Source organism: Serratia sp. NPDC087055 (assembly GCF_044900985.1).
In the GTDB taxonomy this organism is placed as follows: Bacteria; Pseudomonadota; Gammaproteobacteria; order Enterobacterales; family Enterobacteriaceae; genus Serratia.
In genome coordinates this window covers 56,630-75,335 of the sequence record NZ_JBJDOG010000005.1, presented here as the reverse complement: position 1 = coordinate 75,335, position 18,706 = coordinate 56,630, and the positions used below count along the sequence as shown (strand labels likewise).

Genomic DNA, 18,706 nt, shown 5'->3' with positions numbered 1-18,706 from the left:
AAGGTCTATTATCATCGGCAACCTATGCCCTAAAGGAATGTGATTACTATGCGCTGTAAAACGCTGACTGCCGCCGCTGTAGTTCTTGTGATGCTGACTGCAGGCTGTTCTACTTTTGAGAAGGTGGTTTACCGGCCTGACATCAACCAAGGGAACTACCTGACGTCAACCGACGTAGCTAAAATTCAGAAAGGTATGACCCAGCAACAGGTCGCTTACACATTGGGTACCCCAATGCTGCAGGACCCGTTCGGTACTCAGACATGGTTCTATGTGTTCCGTCAGCAACCAGGCCATGAAGATATCACTCAGCAGACCCTGACGTTGACCTTCAACAGCGCTGGCGTGTTGACCGATATTCAGAACAAACCTGCGTTGACCAAATAATCAGCGGGGGAATTATCGTCCGGCCCATGAGGGATGCGTCACGTTCTTCATGACAGTCACAGGCTGCAACTCGGAAGATAACATTCTGATAAAAAATAAGGCGCATTCAGCGCCTTATTTTTTTGCCTTTTCTGCCCGTTGGCGGCGCAGTTCTTTAGGATCGGCAATCAAGGGGCGGTAAATCTCCACCCGGTCGCCATCGTTGAGCACATCACCCAACTTGGCTGGTCGGCTATAGATGCCCACCTTGTTACTTTGCAGGTCAATGTCACTACGCAGTTCAAGCAGCCCAGAGGCAATTATCGCCTGTTCAACGCTGCTGCCTTCTGCCAGCGTGACATTGCGCAGATATTGGCGTTCCGGCAGGGCGTAAACCACCTCAACCCGTATATCTGACACTGTAAACCTCTTTTGCCCGCTGGGTGAATGCTTGCACCATATTGCCGGCCAGCTCTTTAAACACCTTTCCGAATGCCAACTCGATCAGCTTGTTGGTAAATTCGAAATCGAGGTGCAGCTCAACCTTGCAGGCTTCCGGGCTGAGCGGCGTAAAATGCCAGCCCCCCATCAGCTTACGGAAGGGACCATCCACCAGTTGCATATTGATGCTCTGGTTATCCAGCAGCGTATTACGCGTAGTAAACGTTTTGCTGATACCGGCTTTGGCAACATCCACTGCGGCGGTCATTTCATTGTTGGACGCGTCAATCACCCGGCTACCGGTACAACCAGGCAGAAAATCGGGATAAGAGTGAACATCGTTTACCAACTGATACATCTGCTCGGCGCTGAACGGCACCAACGCAGACCGACTGATCTGGGGCATATCATTTCCTGTGAGACACAAAACATACAAATCATATCATTTATCTATCAGCAAACAAAAAATCTGCTATGCAACGAAGGGGCCAAAAATGCGAAAAATTGCGCAGGTGCTGAGCGGTAAAGGATTTCTTTCGCTGGCGCATCCAGTATAATGAACACACTATGACAAAGAAAAAAGCACACAAACCCGGTTCTGCCACCATTGCGCAAAACAAGCGAGCGCGTTTCGAATACTTCATTGAAGAAGAAATCGAAGCGGGCCTGTCCCTGCAAGGGTGGGAAGTAAAATCGCTGCGTGCCGGCAAAGCCAACCTCAGCGACAGCTACGTAACATTCCGCGATGGTGAAGCCTATCTGTTTGGCGCCACTATCACGCCGCTTAGCGTGGCTTCGTCGCATGTGGTTTGCGATCCGACGCGTACCCGTAAACTGCTGTTGAACAAACGCGAGCTGGATTCATTATTCGGCCGTGTTAACCGCGAAGGTTATACCGTGGTTGCCTTGTCCATGTATTGGAAAAATGCCTGGGTCAAAGTCAAAATCGGCGTAGCCAAAGGCAAGAAAGAACACGATAAGCGCGATGACATCAAAGATCGTGAATGGCAGACGGCGAAAGCCCGTATCATGAAGCACGCAAACCGATAAGCCTCTGGCTTAACGGGCTAAACTTCTGGTATACTGCACAAAGTTACTTGGGGCTGATTCTGGATTCGACGGGATTTGCGAAGCCCTAGGAGCATGCCGAGGGGCGGTTGGCCTCGTAAAAAGCCGCAAAAAAATAGTCGCAAACGACGAAAACTACGCACTAGCAGCTTAATACCCTGCTCAGAGCCCTCTCTCCCTAGCCTCCGCTCTTAGGACGGGGATCAAGAGAGGTCAAACCCAAAAGAGATCGCGCAGATGTCCTGCCTGGGGCTGAAGCGTTAAATCCAATCAGGCTAGTTTGTTAGTGGCGTGTCCATCCGCAGCTGACCGGCGAATGTAAAGATTGGACTAAGCATGTAGTGCCGACGGTGTAGTAATTTCGGACGGGGGTTCAAATCCCCCCAGCTCCACCAAATGATGATCCGGGTATTACCAGATAAGTCCGGAGAAGTACGAAAAGCCCGCATCCCACCTAGGTTTGCGGGCTTTTTTGTATCTGTAGTAGTCCGAGAACATCCAGCTAAATCCGGGATTTATTGGTATACGTTTAGGTATACGTTAAAATGTATGCCATAAACGTATACCAATTATGGAAGAATCCTTACATGGCGCGGACTACACGCCCCCTCACACATACCGAAGTACAAAAAGCCAAAGCAATCGAGAAAGACCTCACCCTACACGACGGTGACGGCCTGTTCCTGTTAGTCAAAACCACCGGCAAGAAATTGTGGCGCTTCCGCTACCTCCGCCCCGGCACCAGTTCACGGACTATGTATCGATTTCAGAGGAACTTGTTGAAATATAGGCATATCAACGTTAAGTTGATATACGTAAAAAATAGGGAGGTAGGCGGATTAATGATCGACTTGCCTTAATGACCTAATCGATTGTATTGCTTAGGCAATAGAGCTGAGTATTTGCGATGAAAATAATTGAAACAGCAGAGGATCTTCTGAAGAGTTTCATTGAAGATATTGAAAATAATGATAGTCTGAGAGATCACGATAAGAGGTTTGGTGCGCAGACTAAGCGATTAAAACTTCAGTTTAAAAAACTTACCCCACCTTTGAATGTAATATCCGAGCGGCTTTATATAATATCAAAAAATACTTTTTATTTAATCGAGTTGTTTGACTACAAAATTTACCTTCTAGCTAAGGGGATCCTGAGTAGTATCGAGACGAGTAATCCTCTCACGCTTGCCAATAATACAAGAGCAATTATCGAACAAATGGCTGTGTATCATTACTGTATAAATTCAATTGAAAATTTTCTTGAAAGTTTAAAAGATCAGGGTGTGCTGGAAAAGATAAGTGAAATTATAGGGAAGTGCGAAAAAATTTTACAACGCACTTACGCAGGGCAAGGTAAATCGTATGCGGAAGATGGTGCTAAAGCAATCCATGTAAATGAGGCAATCAAATCACTTAGTGCTGAGATTACAGATGCACTCGAAGTATATGATTACTTATGCGAGTTTGTACACCCCAATTACGGTAGCAATCTTTTAGTTTCTTCAGGCGATCTTGGTAATGGAATAATTGCTGCTAGAAGGCTAGAGGACAAAAATGTTGAAAACATGCTAAATATTATTTGTTCGGTTCTTGGACATTTAAATGTTAAAAAAATCATAAATCCAACTGTAACATGGCAATTAGAACATTATGTTGAATTATGCATGATGCGAAAGGCGACACTAGGTGGTATCTTCGCTGTAAAAAAAGCTATTCCAATTGGAGATGGTAAGAGTATAAAAGATGCTTATTTCTTTAAAAATGCAAGAACATCTCAAGAAGGAATGCAATTGATGTATCAATATTTGTCTGACATCGGTTACAAAATAAGTCCTCAAGATCGGCAGCAAGTGATTGATATCGAGTCTCTTAGTTTGGGGTATCATATAGATTTATGGGATACTCCATTGGGTAAAATGTATTTTAAAACAAAAAGATATGTCGGTGTGTAAAAATTAACAAGCAACTGCTCTCGGAAATTTCACTTGCTTCAATCCTGAAACACCGATGAGTGGAACCTTAGTGTGCAAGGAGATGTATGGCGACTAGTTACATTAGTGAACACAGCGCTGAGTACTATTTAGTACCAGCATTAAAGACGATTTTACTGGAACAGTATAATCATATTGCTCCAGTGTTTCCGTGGATATCTAGAGAGCTTAGTAATATCTCAAAACATCTTCATAAAGATGACCAGTTTCATGTGCTAGTAATGTTTCCTCGCAGACCGAAAATTAATGAACCTGGTGATTGTGAAGTATATGTTACCATTAATACGGAACTAGAAGATTTCAATAAAGCAGGCAAGGAAAAAGGAGTTCCAGTAATAGCTGGTTGCCCTATAGCTGTAAATATATGGGATTTATCGAGTTGTAATACTCACGCATGGATAAATCTTGGCCAAGCTAACTATAATGAGTATTTAAATCCAATAAGTAAGCTGAAAAAAAATGGATATTTGCTAGAAAAAGAAGACATTCTAACTCTTGTAAGGAAAAGTGCTATTTTCAATTTAGAGTCTTTTGAAGATTTTTTTCGATATGCAAAAGAAACTCAACCTGACAGGATGTATGGTAGCCAATATAAGCCTGTATACTTTCTAATTAAGACACGCTAGCACAAAAAAATGTTACCAATTGCGGTTGTTCATTAATTCAGCGTTAATGTCAGCTTTTCGCTCAAAGCCCGACTGTCAGATAAGATCGTGTTCTATCCGCGGAAACTGTCAGTTCAGGCCTGAACTAATCCCTCAGCGGCAAGATTGTTGCTGACAACCTTCGGTAAGGGCTCAAAGCCTGAATATGTCAGTCAGAAGAGCTATCTCTCCACCTTTAGTTTTACAGCTCGATTTAAGCAGCTAGATGTTCCTGTAGTTGGCATTCGACGCATGTCGCGCTTTAAACCCGACATAGGACTAATCCAACAGGCATGGGGTAAACAACGCTGATTTCCAAGAATATCAACTGGTTGTAATTTGACCGAGTCAAGTATCACTTCCATCCATTGGTATACGCTTAGGTATACGCAACAAGTCTGAATTCTATTTTTATCAATAAATACAATAAACTAATCAATTTATTCAGATTCCCCCAGCTCCACCAAAATCTTCAATCGATGATTACCAGAGTCATCCGATTAAGTCTAAAGAGCCCGCACGGCGCAAGCCCTGCGGGCTTTTTTGTGCCTGCAATTTGTCCTGCTGAGTCTGACGCAAACTAATTAAATCCGAACCTTTTAGGCACCTTGTTAGGCACCTCATAAAGCATTTTTGTTTTTGAGGTGCCTAAAACTATGGAAACCCGGCAATGGCAAGACAAACCAAACCTTTATCCGTCAAGGAAATCGAATCCGCCAAACCCAAGGAAGCGGACTACGTTCTCTATGATGGCGATGGCCTTGAGCTACTCATCAAATCCACCGGCAGCAAAATATGGCAGTTTCGCTACATTCGTCCTGTCACCAAGAAACGTGCAAAGAAGAGTATTGGCCCCTACCCGTCAGTTACCCTCGCTGATGCCCGAAACTATCGTGCAGAGTCTCGTTCTCTTCTGACGAAACAGATCGATCCTCAGGAGCATCAACAAGAACAACTGCGCAGCTCGCTTGAAGCTATCGTCGTCACCGGTAATTTTCATCACATACTTTTCATTCTTGGCGACCTGCTCTGGATTCAGATTCACCAGCGCCCTGCACATGCGTTCTGCATGATCGATGTCGTTGCAGAAGACGATGGTTTTATCCATCGGATTAGTGCGTTTTAAATAATCGGTGATGGTCTGTGCCACCAGTTGCGTGCGTTCATCAATCACCAGCGTGCGGTCAAAATCTTTCTGGTTATAGATGCGGTCATCCACCAGCTCACCGTTTTTATCCATCTGCCCGATAGTAGGACGCCAGCCTTGCAAATCGACGTCGATATCCACGCGCACCACTTTATAAGGCGCGAGAAAACCGTCTTCGATCCCTTCTTTCAGCGAATAGGTATAAACCGGCTCACCGAAGTAATCGGTATTGGACACTTCGTCAGTTTCTTTAGGGGTTGCCGTCAGGCCGATCTGCGTGGCGCTGCTGAAATAATCAAGAATTTCGCGCCAGGCGCTGTCTTCCGATGCGCTACCGCGATGGCATTCGTCGATGACAATCAAATCGAAGAAATCAGGAGCGACCTGTTTATAAGCTTTCTGATGTTCTTCCGGCCCGGTAATAGCCTGATAAAGCGCCAGCTGAATTTCATACGCCGGGTCGATATTTCTTCCCGTGACTTTTGCCATCGCGGTACCAAAAGGCTGGAAATCATTATTTTTGGATTGGTCGACGAGGATATTGCGGTCGGCAAGGAACAAAATGCGTTTCTTATTTTTTGCCTTCCATAAACGCCAGATGATTTGAAATGCGGTGTAGGTTTTACCGGTACCGGTCGCCATCACCAGCAGTACCCGCTTTTGTCCGGCAGAGACGGCGGCTATGGTTTTGTTAATCGCCTGAAGCTGATAATAACGCGGGGATTTACCGGTGCTGTCATCGTAATAATCCTGACTAATGACCGGTAGCTGCTCAGCGGTAAATCCTTTCCAGACGCAATATTTTTCCCAAAGCTGCTGTGGTGTCGGGAAATCGGCAAGTGAAATTTCTGATTCGAGTTGTGAGGGATTGGTTTTGTCGTGAAAAATAAAACCGTCGCCGTTGGAAGCAAACACAAAAGGCACATCAAGCAAACGAGCATAATCCAGCCCTTGCTGCATACCCTTGCCGATCTCATGCTTATTCGCTTTTGCTTCTACAACCGCAAGCGGTAAACCCGGCTTATGGTAGAGCACGATATCAGCAGACTTCACCGTCAGGCGTGCCGCTAGCTTTCCTCGCACTACAACCTTGCCATCGCGGAGTTTTACCTCCTGGCGTATCTGCGTCATCACATCCCAACCCGCCTCTTGAATCGCAGGCAGGATGAATTTTGTGATGATGTCAGTTTCGGTCAGATGAGTTTTGTTAACGCCAGCCATAGCAGAGTTCCCAACGATGGTGAGTGTCTTCAGATTAACTTACAAAGGTGTTTTAAATCATGACTTAAAACTAGGTTTTAATCCATAAGCCAACACAGCGGGTGCCTTCACGAAAAAATCGTGATGAAAAAATATCTCAGGATCACCGATAATAGTCCTCTCATTGAGAAGACTAGCTAATGCAACTCTTGCAACTCTGGATTAGCGGGAAGCGCCACAATATTTTCTCTACCAAACCATTCTGTCAGCTTAACCGTAGCGTTGGCACTTAGCTCTTGAGTAAATAGAACCGCAAGACGTCTTTTAGGACGCGAGCAAGCAACATAAAAAAGATTACGGTTGTTCTCAAAAAACTCTACCTTATCCGCCGGTGGCCCTGCATCAATCCATTCTAACATTTGTACGAAGTTGTATTTATTCCAACCACGTCCAATAATGACGAGCACGTTTTCAAACTCCGCGCCCTTTACACCATGTTTAGTTGCAAATGGGGTGTTGCCATCAATAAAGCAGTCCAGCGCAATAATTTCGGTATAGGAAACATTCCGCAATTTGCGTAATTGCGTCACTCGGCGGGGTTCTTCATCTACTGGTTCGGCACCGATCTCCGCCAGCTTAAGCTCACGTTCTTCAACCGCTCGAGGTAACCGCATGTGTGGCTGTGCCGCGATAAAATCCACAACCTCACCAATTGATCCTCTCAACCTGAGCTCAATTAAAGAATTCATGGATTCAGTCCAAGCGATCTTGTCTTGATGCCTGCGAATATGGGGCATGCTGGTCCCAAAAGACTCAAACATGTCACTATAGCGGCGATCAACAAAAGCCGAGCAGGCAGGCTCGAGCTGATCGGTCAAAAACTTGATATGCGGATCTTCCTTCTTGAGCCATGGATCGTTGTATTGACCGTAAATAGTTGGAATAGAGGCATAACCTTGTTCGCGGGCCAGCACACTGTGGCTAAGCATGAGAATTTTAGTATTTTCGATCGAAAAGGCCCAGCCATCAGAAATGAGATGAGATTTAACGTAGTTAAAGTACGCTTTGGCTGCTTCGGGAGTCGTATCGCCTGTCCAGTGACCACCACCTCTCCCAGTACGCCGCTGGCCTACCCACTGATTAGTATGGAATACACGGGCCTCGCCAGGCGCGTCAGGATCACTAACCATCTGAGGTAAAGCTGGACGCATGCGATTTAACACACGCACAATCGGATCAACCGATCGAAAATTGGCATTTTTATCAATGATTACAAGAGAAGCATGCTCGACTAAACCACAACCTTCTCCATAAATTTTCTGCCAATGATCACCAAAAAGACCAATGACTGGCCCTTCAGGGTGATCCAGGAACCAATCTTTCAAAGCAGTAATAAATGCAGCATCAGTATCTTGGTATTCGTCGATTAACAAAATTGGGTAACGAGCACAAAGAACAGTACGGAATTTTGGTAAATCCATTGCTTTAATCATCAAAGCCAACACATCTTCATGGCGGATCGAGACTTGATGGTCAGAAACACTCGGATACCCCAATTCATAATGAACTCGCCGAACACCGATGCCATTTACTTGCTCAAGGCGCTCAGCCCAGCTAGGGAGAAGAGGAACAAACTCACGCAGCATTGCCTGAAAATCTTTCAAGATTGACCAGCAAAATCCATGTACGGTCTCAGGGCATACTGCTGGGTGCGATTTAATTCGCGAGATAATTTCGTCTTTAGCAACATTCGTGTATGTAATGCAGCCAACTTGTTGACGCTTACGAATCAACTCGCTACCGCGTTTATCGATTAGCCAACGGAGGGCTTTTTCCAAAGAGAATGTCTTGCCTGCACCTGCACCAGCCTCAAGACGAAAACTTCGATCTTGTTCAAGGCAATCAAACATGCGTTCTAATGCCAACCGTCCCGCAGTATCTGCTGGGCTTTCATGAATTTCAGTAGTCATTAAGCCCCCTCACCACTCATCTCAATCCCAGTTACAGCAGCGACAATATCTGATGGTGTAACTTGTGGTATCACTACAACTGGATTGCCTTCAGCAAGCCATCTTAAACCTTCTGAAATATAACGCGGCACATTCCACATGGTATTTTCAATTGCATAGGTCAATGCAAAAGTTGATTTTTTTTGGTCAGAAGCATGGTCGTAAGCAAGTGTTGCGCGATCACCGTCACCAAGTGCGAAGCTTTCGAAATTAGCTAAGATAAAAGCATCTTCGAAGCTGCGCGCACATGGCCCACCATCCATTTCAGGTACCTGATATGCAAGGCGACGGCTATCAACAATCTTATCCACATGAGACTGAGCTAATAATTGAGTCGGTGTAATTTCATTATTGGAAAACCAAGCTTTGATGCAGCCGTTACTCGTGAATTCACCATTTGCAACAGGTGTTGCAACGCGTTTGTTGTCTGCATTACGCTTCACCGAATCAATATCGGTAATTATCAGCGTTCGTAATTCGAGAAATGACAAGAGGTCAAAAAATCGGTGTGCGTAAGCCCCTCCAACCTCCATAACTGTCAGATACTGGCTACCAAGTTGTGGTTCACCTGGAGCTGCAGCATCAGTTTTACGAATCATCGCAGGTAATAGCAGTCGTTCAGAAGTGCCCTCAATCAAGACGGCTTTATCTGCAAAGAACAAGTCGCATCTAGTCAAAGTCAAATATTGATATAAAAAATCACGTTCAGGAACAGGTGCATCCCCCATCCCCTTACGCAAATCTTTGACTACCGACTGTCGGAAACCATCATTGCCTTCCCGAGTAAGAAAATATCGCATTGACTCAAAACGTGCTTCATTCGCCATATGTGGCGAATGGGTGCTAATGACAAACTGAACCGGCCAGGGTCTGTTCTCATTGAGCTGTGTTTCGAAAGCTTTTGTTATTTTGCTCAGTTGGCGAATAAAGACTTCTTGCATCTGTGGATGCATATGGGCTTCTGGCTCCTCAACAAAGATGAGATGCACTCCCGCAGCGGTTGGAGTTGCCTGATATTCACGGAAAAAACGCAGGAGTTGGAGCAAAATATAAACGAGATTACGCATTCCGAGCCCATTATAAGTCTCAGGCAGAGTAATCCCATTAACACCGACATAGCGGACTTTCGTGTGATTATTTAGCAACTTATCGACATCAAAGCTGGTCTCAGTTACAAGCCCAGGATCAGCTAAGCCAGGATATCCGAATAAATCAAATGTGGGTAATAGGGAGGTCAGTTTTTCATTGAAGCCAGCATGAAGCTCTGTCTGAATCTGCTCAACAGCCGTTTTGAGTTGTGCCGCAGTTGTACGTTTATTACTATCTATCGGATCAGTTAAAGCTGATTGAAAAAGAACTTCAATAATCTTTCCTAGTACATCGCGTTCACGGTGAGTATCATCATCCAGACCACGCTGAGCATTAATAAATCCACCATTTATCAAAAACTTAATCGTTTTTAGGTCAAGATTTTTACGGTTGGTTGAATCATTTGGATCAACAGCCTCAAGCTTGCATTCATACGACTGGGGTAAACGCGTCTCAACTGCGCGGAATAGAGCTGTACGCTCAATATTCATTCCCTCAGGAAGTACAGTAAGGTCAGCAAAAAGTGATTCAGTGGCTACCGAGTTAGGCCCAAAAGTGAGAACCATGCGTACAAAGTTACAATCAGGGTTAAGGTCGATTATGCAGTCACTTATTGGCCCTAAGTCCGGGGACTCAACGTCATACTCCACATCAAGCTTAATTATAATTGACGGCAAATGATGATAAATATCCTCACGTGATTCTCCTGCTCGCAGTGCCTCAAATGCAGACCAAAAGCCCTCATGACTTCCAAGCGAAAAATCTTCAAGCCTGAACGAAGGGCCTTTATCAGATAAAAGTCTACGAAATAATTCAGCAATTGAAGTTTTACCACTGTTATTACGACCGACGATTAGTGTAATTTTTTCTTCAAGCCCAAGAGATACATTTTTTAGAAGCCGGAAATTTTCTATTTCAATATTTTTAACTAGCATATGCTCTGCTTCCTGCGTATTAAGTTGTCAAAAATAACAATAAAACCTCAAGCGTATATAGGTGACCTCAACTCAATCCTGACTTTCTATTTCGACAGCTAATGTCGGAGTCTTGCATTCTAATGTTGGTTAGCTTGTTTTCCGACAATCACTTACGAAGCAGATTTTCTCTTCAGGAATAAGTGATATACCCCATAATAGAACAGATTAATCTGTAGTCGATCACATAAAAGATCTCCTGATTATCAACGTCTTGTTCACCCATGAAAAAGACCCATGCTTTATCCTGCTGCCCCTTATCTTTGGCCTCTTTCGCTTCTGCTTGAGCGGCCTCCAGTTCCTTACGAAGCACGGTGCGTTTAGCTTTAGACCAGTGCGCCCATTCAATATGGGTCTGGTAAATTCTCGATGGTTTGCCGCCTTCCCATTCACCGGACAAAGGAATAATGAGCATTTCGTCATCGTAGCTTAATCTCTGCCACAAAAGCTGAGCATAAAAAATCTTTGCGTCAGGATAGGGTTGTATCGGAGGTTTGATTTTTTTGAAGATAGTCATGTAGTTATGTCCAGCAACGCCGGGCACACTAAGTGACATATCGCGGTCATGAGGAAAACGGATAAATGCGCGGCAAATCTGACGAATTGAATTAACCTGACGACGTGATTCTCTCGTGGGAGCATTGCCTTCACTCGGCGATGAAGATGCCGGACGTGTAGAACTTGGCTTGCTTGCTCCACCAGTTAAATCGAGGTCGATAGTGGGCCGCTTATCTATGAGTTTCAAACCTGAAGGTGATAAGCCTGGGGCACTGTCCAGTATGTGGCGAACGCTCTTCTTCTGTCCTTGACGAACAACGGCGTTTTCAGCATCTGCATCACAATCAGGAAGATGCTTGGTGTGGCGCTTCTTTTTAAAATATGCCCTGACCTTCTTATCTTTTTCCCATGCCGCTGGTTGCATTGTAATACCGCAACCCCAGCATTCGTAACCATCGGTATAGAGACCGTATAATAATAGGCCTTATCCAGAGTCAGCCATAGCGTGAAATGAATGAACGTTCAGCCCTCTTGTAGCAAGGCAGATATTACCGTCAGAAGCACTTCGAGAACCGGCCCAGGCCGGTTGGGTAATCCGTGCCTGGTTCGCGAGGTTCGATAACCTTGGCGCATCTAGCCCTGACTCAATTTTTTGAAAAGATAATCAAAAACCAAACGCACTCTCATTGGATAAGGGGTCTGATGTGTGTGGTAGAGATTGACCGGCCACGGAGGCGGTGCATCGTCACGGAGAACGGAGACCAGCTCACCTGACGCGATGTGGTCTTCTACCAAATACCCCGCCAGTTGGGCAAACCCTAAACCGGCGAGTACCGCTTTGCGTTCAATATCGGGTGTGTCAGTGACAAATGCGGCGGATTTCGGATAGAAATTGCGTTTTTGACTAAACTCCCATGGCCAGTAGCGCCCGGTTTTACGGTTAAGCAGCGCCACAATCGGCAGGCGGACAAGATCATCAACGTTGGCAGGCGGCGGCATATGTTCAAGCAGCTTCGGTGATGCAACCAGATGGAAAGGCATGGTACAGGGTTGGCGAACGATGCAGGTTTGGTCATGCAAAAAGCCTATGCGTATGCCGATATCGATTTTTTCATCAACCAGGTCGCTGTGTATATTTGACAGGTGGAGTTCGAGCGTAATTGCGGGATACAAACGTGTAATCTCCGCCAATATTGGCATGATGATTTCACTGCCATAGGTATGTGGTGCCGTGATGCGTACAACGCCATTGATATCTTCTGTACTCTTCTTTTTTTCCTGAAACAGCCTGTTCATCTGTTCCATGGCTATTTTTGCCTGCTCAAAAAAACCGAGGCCAAAATCCGTGAGTTTTACGCTTCGGGTGCTGCGGTGAAATAGCTGCTCCCCGAGCAACGACTCTAACTCTTTGATGGCTCTTGTGACTTTTTGCGGGGAAATACCAAGCCTGGTCGCCGTGTGTTTAAAGTTCATCTCCTCTGCGGCACAGCAGAAAATACGTAATGCTTCTTGTCTGTTTTGCACCATCACCTCTTTATTCCAAAAAATGGAATTCTAAAAGCATAACACTTCCATTTACTGATTTTAAACTGCGGATAAAGTATTCGCACAGACAAATACAGGAGGAAAGAAAGATGAACAGTATTGCAGGTAAAGTCGTCGTGATCACCGGCGCCAGCAGTGGGCTTGGTGAAGCAACCGCAAAGCACCTGGCTGCAAAGGGGGCCACGGTGGTCGTTGCGGCACGCAGAAAAGCGCGTCTTGATGCGTTGGTCCAGCAAATCGTTGATGCCGGAGGGAGCGCATTAGCGCTGCAGGTGGATGTGACAAACCGCCTGGATGTCGAAGCGATGATCGCCCAGGCCGTAAAGCAATTTGGCAAGATTGATGTATTGGTCAACAACGCAGGGCTAATGTCGATCGCCCCGCTCAATGCCGTGAAGGTTGATGAGTGGGAGCGAATGATTGATATCAATGTGAAAGGGGTGCTTTACGGCATCGCCGCGACGCTGCCTCTGTTCGAAAAACAGCAATTCGGTCATTACATCACAATTTCGTCCATCGCCGGCAAGAAGGTATTCAGTCCCGGAGGGACGGTCTATAGCGGCACAAAATTCGCGGTAAGCGCCATAACCGAAGGTTTACGCCATGAAGTCGGCGGGAAGATCAGAACCACCACCATCTCTCCCGGCCTGATCGATACTGAATTGAAGATGGGCAGCTCGCACGCAGAAAGCTCGAAGGCCGTTGTCGAGCTCTATCAGAGCCAGGCGATTTCTGCCGATGCAATCGCGCGTGCCATAGCGTATGCGATCGAGCAGCCTTCAGACGTGGACGTAAGTGAAATTGTTATCAGGCCGACAGTGCAAGAGTTCTAAATCATCGGTAGGAAGATTCAACGTTCATTACCCCTATTTCATAGGGGTTCTTAGGTATTTTTTCTTACATTAACGAGGTCTTCTATGCGTCGCAATATACTCATTGGCGCGTTTCTCGCCGTTTTTTCCGCTGCTTCAACCGCCATGGCGCCTTTTTCTAAAATAGAAAATCCCGGGTTCTACAGGATAATGCTTGGCGACTTCGAAGTGACGGCGTTGTCTGACGGAATAAGCCCGATGCCCGCAGATAAAATATTGATCAACACTCAGTTGAAGCAGCTCGAAAAGGCGATGGCGCTCAATAACCTGTCGTTACCCTTGCCGACATCGGTGAATGCCTATCTGATTAACACCGGAGGCAAGTTGATTTTAATCGACGTTGGCACCGGCATGCTGCATGGCGAAACGCTGGGCAAGATGATGAAAAATTTAAATGCTTCGGGCTATAAGGCGGAACAGGTGGATGAGATTTATTTAACCCATTTACACCCCGATCATGTGGGGGGACTGATGGCGCAGAATAAAATCGCTTTCCCGAACGCCATCGTCAGAGTGGAGAAAGAAGAAGTCGCTTTTTGGCTTAGCGAAGAGAAAAAACAACAGGCGGAAGAGAAAGATAAGCGCTTCTTTGATGCCGCATCCGTTTCATTAAAGCCTTACGAAACGGCGGGAAAACTGAAGACGTTCGAAGGCGACAAGGAATTAACACCGGGTATTTCGGCTATCGATACGCGTGGGCACACGCCAGGACACAGCGTGTTTGCCGTCGAAAGCAAAGGGAAAAAGATGGTGATACTGGGCGATATGATCCACGTCGCTTCCGTACAATTCCCTGACCCGAATGTCGCTATCGCCTATGATATTGATGTCCCTGCCGCCGTTGCACAGCGCAAGAGGCTGTTTGACAGTCTTGCTCAGCAAAGAGCACTTGTCGCGGGCGCGCATCTGTCCTTCCCTGGCCTGGGCTACATCAGTAAAAGCGGTGATGGCTATGGCTGGCACCCTTTAAACTACGGCGCAATGAATCAACATTAATCTGCCCGATAGTTAATAAAGAATGAATGCGAACATGATGTTATGGGGCCGAATGGCCCCTTTTTTATGATGCAAAGGACACATTTTCAATGTTGAACCGCTGGCTTTCACGCTGCGTGTTGTGTGTTATTTTGGTCACCGGTGGCAGCGATTAAGCAGGTAGAAAGGCTATGGGGAATTCGGCATTCATGCATCGTTTTGACGCGTTGGGCGGGCTTGAGCTGCTCATTGCAGATTTTTCGGACCACCGATTTGACGTGCACTGGCATGATACCTGGTCGATTGGCGTTGTCCTGCGCGGCGCCAATAACAACAGTGCCAAAGGCGACGCCGAGGGTATCGTCTGCCGTGGGCAAATCAGCGTCATCTCCCCAGGGCAGATGCATGCCGGGACCACTCTGGGTGTAGAGGGTTGCCACTATTTTATGTTTTATCCCAGCCACGAGATGCTGCTCGGCGCAGCGGAGAGCATGGCAATGCAATTACCGGCGATCAAGGGAAAGCACATCGAACATGCGGTGTTAGCCAAAAAATTGTGTGAAACCGCTACGGTATTAACTGACATGCAATCTAGCCATTTTGATCGTGAAGTGGCCTGGAGCCACTGTGTGGCGGAGCTGCTCCAGGTGTTTTCCCCGTGGCAGTCATTGACTGAGGCTGGCGACATCACGCCAGGTTTGCGAAGGGCAAAAGAGTATCTGCACGATCATAATGCGCAGGAAGTACGTCTGGATATGCTGGCGCAGGCAGTCGGCATATCGAAGTTCCACCTTTGCCGCCAGTTCTCGGCAAAATTTGGTTTATCGCCGAGTCGCTATCAGCGGCAGCTTAGATTGCAACAGGCTAAGGCCTTGCTTTCCAGGGGCGGAGATATCGCGGAAATCGCTATCGCTTGCGGATTTGCCGATCAGTCGCACATGGGCAGAATATTTAAGTCGACGTACGGCGTCACGCCGCGTAGCTACCGCGATCGGCGCATTTGAGCAATATCGTTCTATCTCGCTGACGAAGAGGCGCTAAGAATATGCCTTTTTGACGACGAGAAGAAAACATGTTCATCGATCTTACCACGCTGGGTTTATTTGCTCTTTCGGCTGCCGCGCTAACGCTTATTCCGGGTGCCGACATGCTTTGCGCATTGTCTAACGCCATCAGCCAGGGAACGAAAGCGGGGCTAATCACCGTATTTGGCGCTGTCACTGGGGTGACGTGTCACATCGGCCTTGCGATTGCCGGCGTTACGGCGCTGATCGCCTCTTCGCCTGTGTTATATGGTTTTTTTGTCGTCGGCGGCGCGCTCTATATTATGTGGGTAGGCTTTGGCATCTTTAACAACAAAAACGCGATCAGCCTTCAAAACAACAGCGAGCGGAAAAGCCTGCATAAACTTTATTCGCAAGGATTACTGACCAACTTGCTGAACCCTAAGGCCATCATCTTTACATTGGCATTTATCCCGCAGTTCATTCGGGTTGAAGCGGGCATGCCGGGTATGCAGATGCTGATATTGGGCATTGAGCTCATCGTCATTATGTTCCTCATTGAAATTCCCCTGGTATTTCTGGCAGGTAAAATTGCACTGAAAATAAAAACCAGCCCGGCAATCGGTATCTATATTAATAAGTTCTTTGGCGCCGTCATTCTGGCATTGGCCGTTGCCATTCTGGCCACGCGAGTGCTCCAGGGTCTTAAATAGGCAGATTGGCAGCGTTGTTCGGTAGATAAGGTTTAATCTAGCCCGGAGCCTCTATCACGGCCTTCGCCTGAAGATCAGATCCTGGCCCTCCCCCGCCAAGTTGGCATAGACAAGATCCTGCCCCTACAGGGCCTGTTCGAGAACCGACGGGTTCAACACGTCGCCCATGATCACCCGGCGGTTTGCCGGGTGCGGGTGTCGAATATTTCCAGGGTCGCGAACAACCCGGCCACTGGCGCCACCTATTAGTCAGCGGCCTACTCATAGAGGCGTCTGGTCTTATCCCAGGTGTGCGGCAAAAAACGGCAGCACCCTGGCCAGTGCTTCACGAACGGCTTCAGGTTTGTCATACAGCTCGTAATGTGAGAAATCAGGCAAGGAAACCAGTTCGCGCTGCTTCGAGATTGTTGCTCGTCCATAAATCTCCATGCCATCGCGATAGGCGCCAAAGGCACCGACTTTCTCTCCGACAACGACCATCACTGGCTGCGTCAGTAACACCTCAGCATACGCAAAGGCATCCCAGGCCAGCGTTTTCTGAGCATGCGAAAACAGCATTCGCGTTGCGCCACCGGGTTGTTGACCGCGAGATGTCTTGTAGTAGTCAGTGGCCTCATAGACATCACGCTCGGTCAGCCCATGGGCTTTCGCCATATCAAGGCTGGCAGGTAGCAGTTCGTTAATGTGAAGCTCGCCCCCCAGTGCTTCGATTGTGCGCTGTGCAGCCATCGCATTCAGAGCGCCAATCGGGTCGTAATTACTGAAACCTTCGCGGAAAAGTCGGCCGATATTAACGCCGGTAATGCTCACTACGGCCTTGATTCGTTTTTCTGTCAGGGTGGCATTGATGGCATAGCCGCCACCGCCGCAGATACCCAACACGCCGATAAGTTCAGCATTGACGTAGGGCAGAGTGACGGCGTAATCAATCACTCGGCTAATATCCTCTACACGCTGGGTCGGATCTTCTACCCAACGTGGAGTACCACCAGACTCCCCCTGGAAACTGGCGTCATAGGCGATAACGACGTAACCCGCTTCAGCCAGCGCTTTGCCGTAAACATTGCCGGATGTCTGCTCCTTACAACTGCCAAAAGGATGGACGCTGATAATCGTCGGGTATTGTCTGGACTCATCAAAATCCAGTGGGAACTGAATATCGGCTGCAATGTGCCAGGCCATGTCGGTATTCTGAATATGCACATGTTTCATTACAGTGTTCCTTTAAAGAATGGGGCTAATACCGAAACCGCTTCAGCGACGTACTCTTTACCGTCATACAGTTCCATGTGGTTAGCGCCTTCTACAATGTGATAGCGCTTGTCGGTGCTTGAGGCACGGTCATACAAATCGTCACTCATCCATTTACTCCCAGCCATGCTGCCCGCCACAACCTGTATCGGCTGGGTCAGATAAACTTCGGCCATAGAATAGGCATCATAGGTAATAATCTGGTTCAGGCTGCGCAGCGTGGCGAACCCAGGAGCGGTTGGATATTGCGCGCGTTGCGTATGGTAATATTCCCAGGCTTGGCGTAATTCTTCGTTTGGGGCATCGGACTCTTTCATCGGTGCCAGTGGCATGGTGGTATAGTTACCACTGGTAATATCACCGGTACGGGCGTTTGAGCCCGCCTCTACGTACGGCAATGCGTCAATGGATTTCACATTGTTTTCCCAGCCGTTACGGAACATCGAGCCAATATTTACCGCACTTACGGTACCTATCGCTTTTATGCGGCGATCCTGAATTGCAGCATTTGCGGTATAACCCGCACCAGCACAAATCCCCATTGCCCCCACTCGCGCATTGTCGACATACGGCAGCGTGGTCAGATAATCAATCACAGCGCTAATGTCTTCGGTACGAATATACGGATTTTCTAACTGACGCGGCTCACCGCCACTTTCCCCCTGGTAGGATGCGTCGTAGGCAATGGTCACAAATCCATTTTCTGCCAGCTTTTCAGCATAGGTTCCGGCAGTTTGTTCTTTAACACCGCCACCCGGGTGGGAAACGACGATAGCCGGATACTCACGGTTCTCATCAAATGCTGGGGGGAAATAGATCACAGCAGATAAAGAAATAGTCGGGATATTGGTATTAGTGAAGCTGATTTTCTGGTTCATCATCCGGTTCCTCATAGGGCTTCGGTTAGCAGTAACGCCTGG

General features: G+C 47.1%; 16 protein-coding genes, 1 other RNA gene and 3 pseudogenes. 11 read left to right on the top strand and 9 right to left on the bottom strand.

Translation table 11 applies throughout. From position 1 onward, the window contains the following. Positions 1-48 precede the first annotated feature (48 nt). Positions 49-387, top strand: a complete 339-nt coding sequence (bamE, locus tag ACI2J2_RS19965; protein WP_037422134.1) for an outer membrane protein assembly factor BamE — start codon at positions 49-51, stop codon at positions 385-387. A 114-nt stretch (positions 388-501) separates the two neighbouring features. Here the strand turns inward: bamE and ACI2J2_RS19960 are convergent, their stop codons facing one another. Further along, positions 502-786 (bottom strand): RnfH family protein, encoded by a 285-nt coding sequence (locus ACI2J2_RS19960; RefSeq protein WP_404760697.1) that lies wholly within the window; start codon positions 784-786, stop codon positions 502-504. Next, on the bottom strand, positions 767-1,213 hold the full coding sequence (locus ACI2J2_RS19955) for a type II toxin-antitoxin system RatA family toxin (protein ID WP_037422140.1): 447 nt from the start codon (positions 1,211-1,213) through the stop codon (positions 767-769). Before ACI2J2_RS19955 ends, ACI2J2_RS19960 begins: the two co-directional genes overlap by 20 nt. A 161-nt stretch (positions 1,214-1,374) precedes the next feature. On the opposite strand from ACI2J2_RS19955, the gene smpB reads away from it, so the two are divergent. The 6 genes and pseudogenes from smpB to ACI2J2_RS19925 all read left to right on the top strand — a co-directional run. After that, entirely contained in the window at positions 1,375-1,857 is a 483-nt protein-coding gene (gene smpB / locus ACI2J2_RS19950) for an SsrA-binding protein SmpB (protein ID WP_020828274.1), read from the top strand. A 49-nt stretch (positions 1,858-1,906) separates the two neighbouring features. Further along, positions 1,907-2,270, top strand: a transfer-messenger RNA (tmRNA) gene (ssrA, locus tag ACI2J2_RS19945). 192 nt (positions 2,271-2,462) lie between these two features. Further along, positions 2,463-2,633, top strand: a pseudogene (locus ACI2J2_RS19940) (integrase arm-type DNA-binding domain-containing protein); the annotation flags it as partial. 149 nt (positions 2,634-2,782) lie between these two features. Further along, positions 2,783-3,826, top strand: coding sequence for a hypothetical protein (locus tag ACI2J2_RS19935; protein WP_404760696.1), 1,044 nt, complete (start codon positions 2,783-2,785; stop codon positions 3,824-3,826). A gap of 86 nt (positions 3,827-3,912) precedes the next feature. Continuing rightward, positions 3,913-4,491, top strand: a complete 579-nt coding sequence (locus ACI2J2_RS19930) for a hypothetical protein (RefSeq protein ID WP_404760695.1) — start codon at positions 3,913-3,915, stop codon at positions 4,489-4,491. A 688-nt stretch (positions 4,492-5,179) separates the two neighbouring features. Further along, positions 5,180-5,485: pseudogene (locus ACI2J2_RS19925) on the top strand (integrase arm-type DNA-binding domain-containing protein); the annotation flags it as partial. Here ACI2J2_RS19925 and hsdR read toward each other — a convergent pair. The 5 genes and pseudogenes from hsdR to ACI2J2_RS19900 all read right to left on the bottom strand — a co-directional run. Further along, positions 5,456-6,877 (bottom strand): annotated as a pseudogene (gene hsdR, locus ACI2J2_RS19920) (EcoAI/FtnUII family type I restriction enzme subunit R); the annotation flags it as partial. The pseudogenes ACI2J2_RS19925 and hsdR overlap by 30 nt on opposite strands. 176 nt (positions 6,878-7,053) lie before the next feature. After that, entirely contained in the window at positions 7,054-8,826 is a 1,773-nt protein-coding gene (locus ACI2J2_RS19915; protein ID WP_404760694.1) for a UvrD-helicase domain-containing protein, read from the bottom strand. After that, a complete protein-coding gene (locus tag ACI2J2_RS19910; protein ID WP_404760693.1) occupies positions 8,826-10,889 on the bottom strand; it encodes an ATP-dependent nuclease in 2,064 nt (687 codons plus the stop codon). Before ACI2J2_RS19910 ends, ACI2J2_RS19915 begins: the two co-directional genes overlap by 1 nt. A 172-nt stretch (positions 10,890-11,061) precedes the next feature. Continuing rightward, a complete protein-coding gene (locus ACI2J2_RS19905; protein WP_404760692.1) occupies positions 11,062-11,850 on the bottom strand; it encodes a hypothetical protein in 789 nt (262 codons plus the stop codon). A gap of 209 nt (positions 11,851-12,059) precedes the next feature. After that, positions 12,060-12,953, bottom strand: coding sequence for a LysR family transcriptional regulator (locus tag ACI2J2_RS19900; protein ID WP_404760775.1), 894 nt, complete (start codon positions 12,951-12,953; stop codon positions 12,060-12,062). Positions 12,954-13,060: 107 nt separating this feature from the next. Here ACI2J2_RS19900 and ACI2J2_RS19895 point away from each other — a divergent pair, with 107 nt between their 5' ends. The 4 genes from ACI2J2_RS19895 (at position 13,061) to ACI2J2_RS19880 (ending at position 16,535) form a co-directional block, all read left to right on the top strand. Beyond that, positions 13,061-13,804 carry an SDR family oxidoreductase gene (locus ACI2J2_RS19895; protein WP_209640251.1) on the top strand — a complete coding sequence of 248 codons (744 nt, stop codon included), beginning with the start codon at positions 13,061-13,063 and terminating at the stop codon, positions 13,802-13,804. A 237-nt stretch (positions 13,805-14,041) separates the two neighbouring features. Beyond that, entirely contained in the window at positions 14,042-14,839 is a 798-nt protein-coding gene (locus ACI2J2_RS19890; protein ID WP_404760691.1) for an MBL fold metallo-hydrolase, read from the top strand. A gap of 188 nt (positions 14,840-15,027) precedes the next feature. Then, positions 15,028-15,822: an AraC family transcriptional regulator gene (locus tag ACI2J2_RS19885; RefSeq protein ID WP_404760690.1), complete on the top strand. Its 795-nt coding sequence runs from the start codon at positions 15,028-15,030 to the stop codon at positions 15,820-15,822. 68 nt (positions 15,823-15,890) lie between these two features. Continuing rightward, on the top strand, positions 15,891-16,535 hold the full coding sequence (locus ACI2J2_RS19880) for a LysE family translocator (protein WP_404760689.1): 645 nt from the start codon (positions 15,891-15,893) through the stop codon (positions 16,533-16,535). A gap of 279 nt (positions 16,536-16,814) precedes the next feature. On the opposite strand, the gene ACI2J2_RS19875 is transcribed toward ACI2J2_RS19880, so the two are convergent. Continuing rightward, the gene (locus tag ACI2J2_RS19875; protein WP_404760688.1) at positions 16,815-17,747 is read right to left on the bottom strand and encodes an alpha/beta hydrolase; all 933 of its coding nucleotides are present in this window, start codon (positions 17,745-17,747) and stop codon (positions 16,815-16,817) included. Further along, on the bottom strand, positions 17,747-18,667 hold the full coding sequence (locus ACI2J2_RS19870; protein ID WP_404760687.1) for an alpha/beta hydrolase: 921 nt from the start codon (positions 18,665-18,667) through the stop codon (positions 17,747-17,749). Before ACI2J2_RS19870 ends, ACI2J2_RS19875 begins: the two co-directional genes overlap by 1 nt. Positions 18,668-18,706 lie beyond the last annotated feature (39 nt).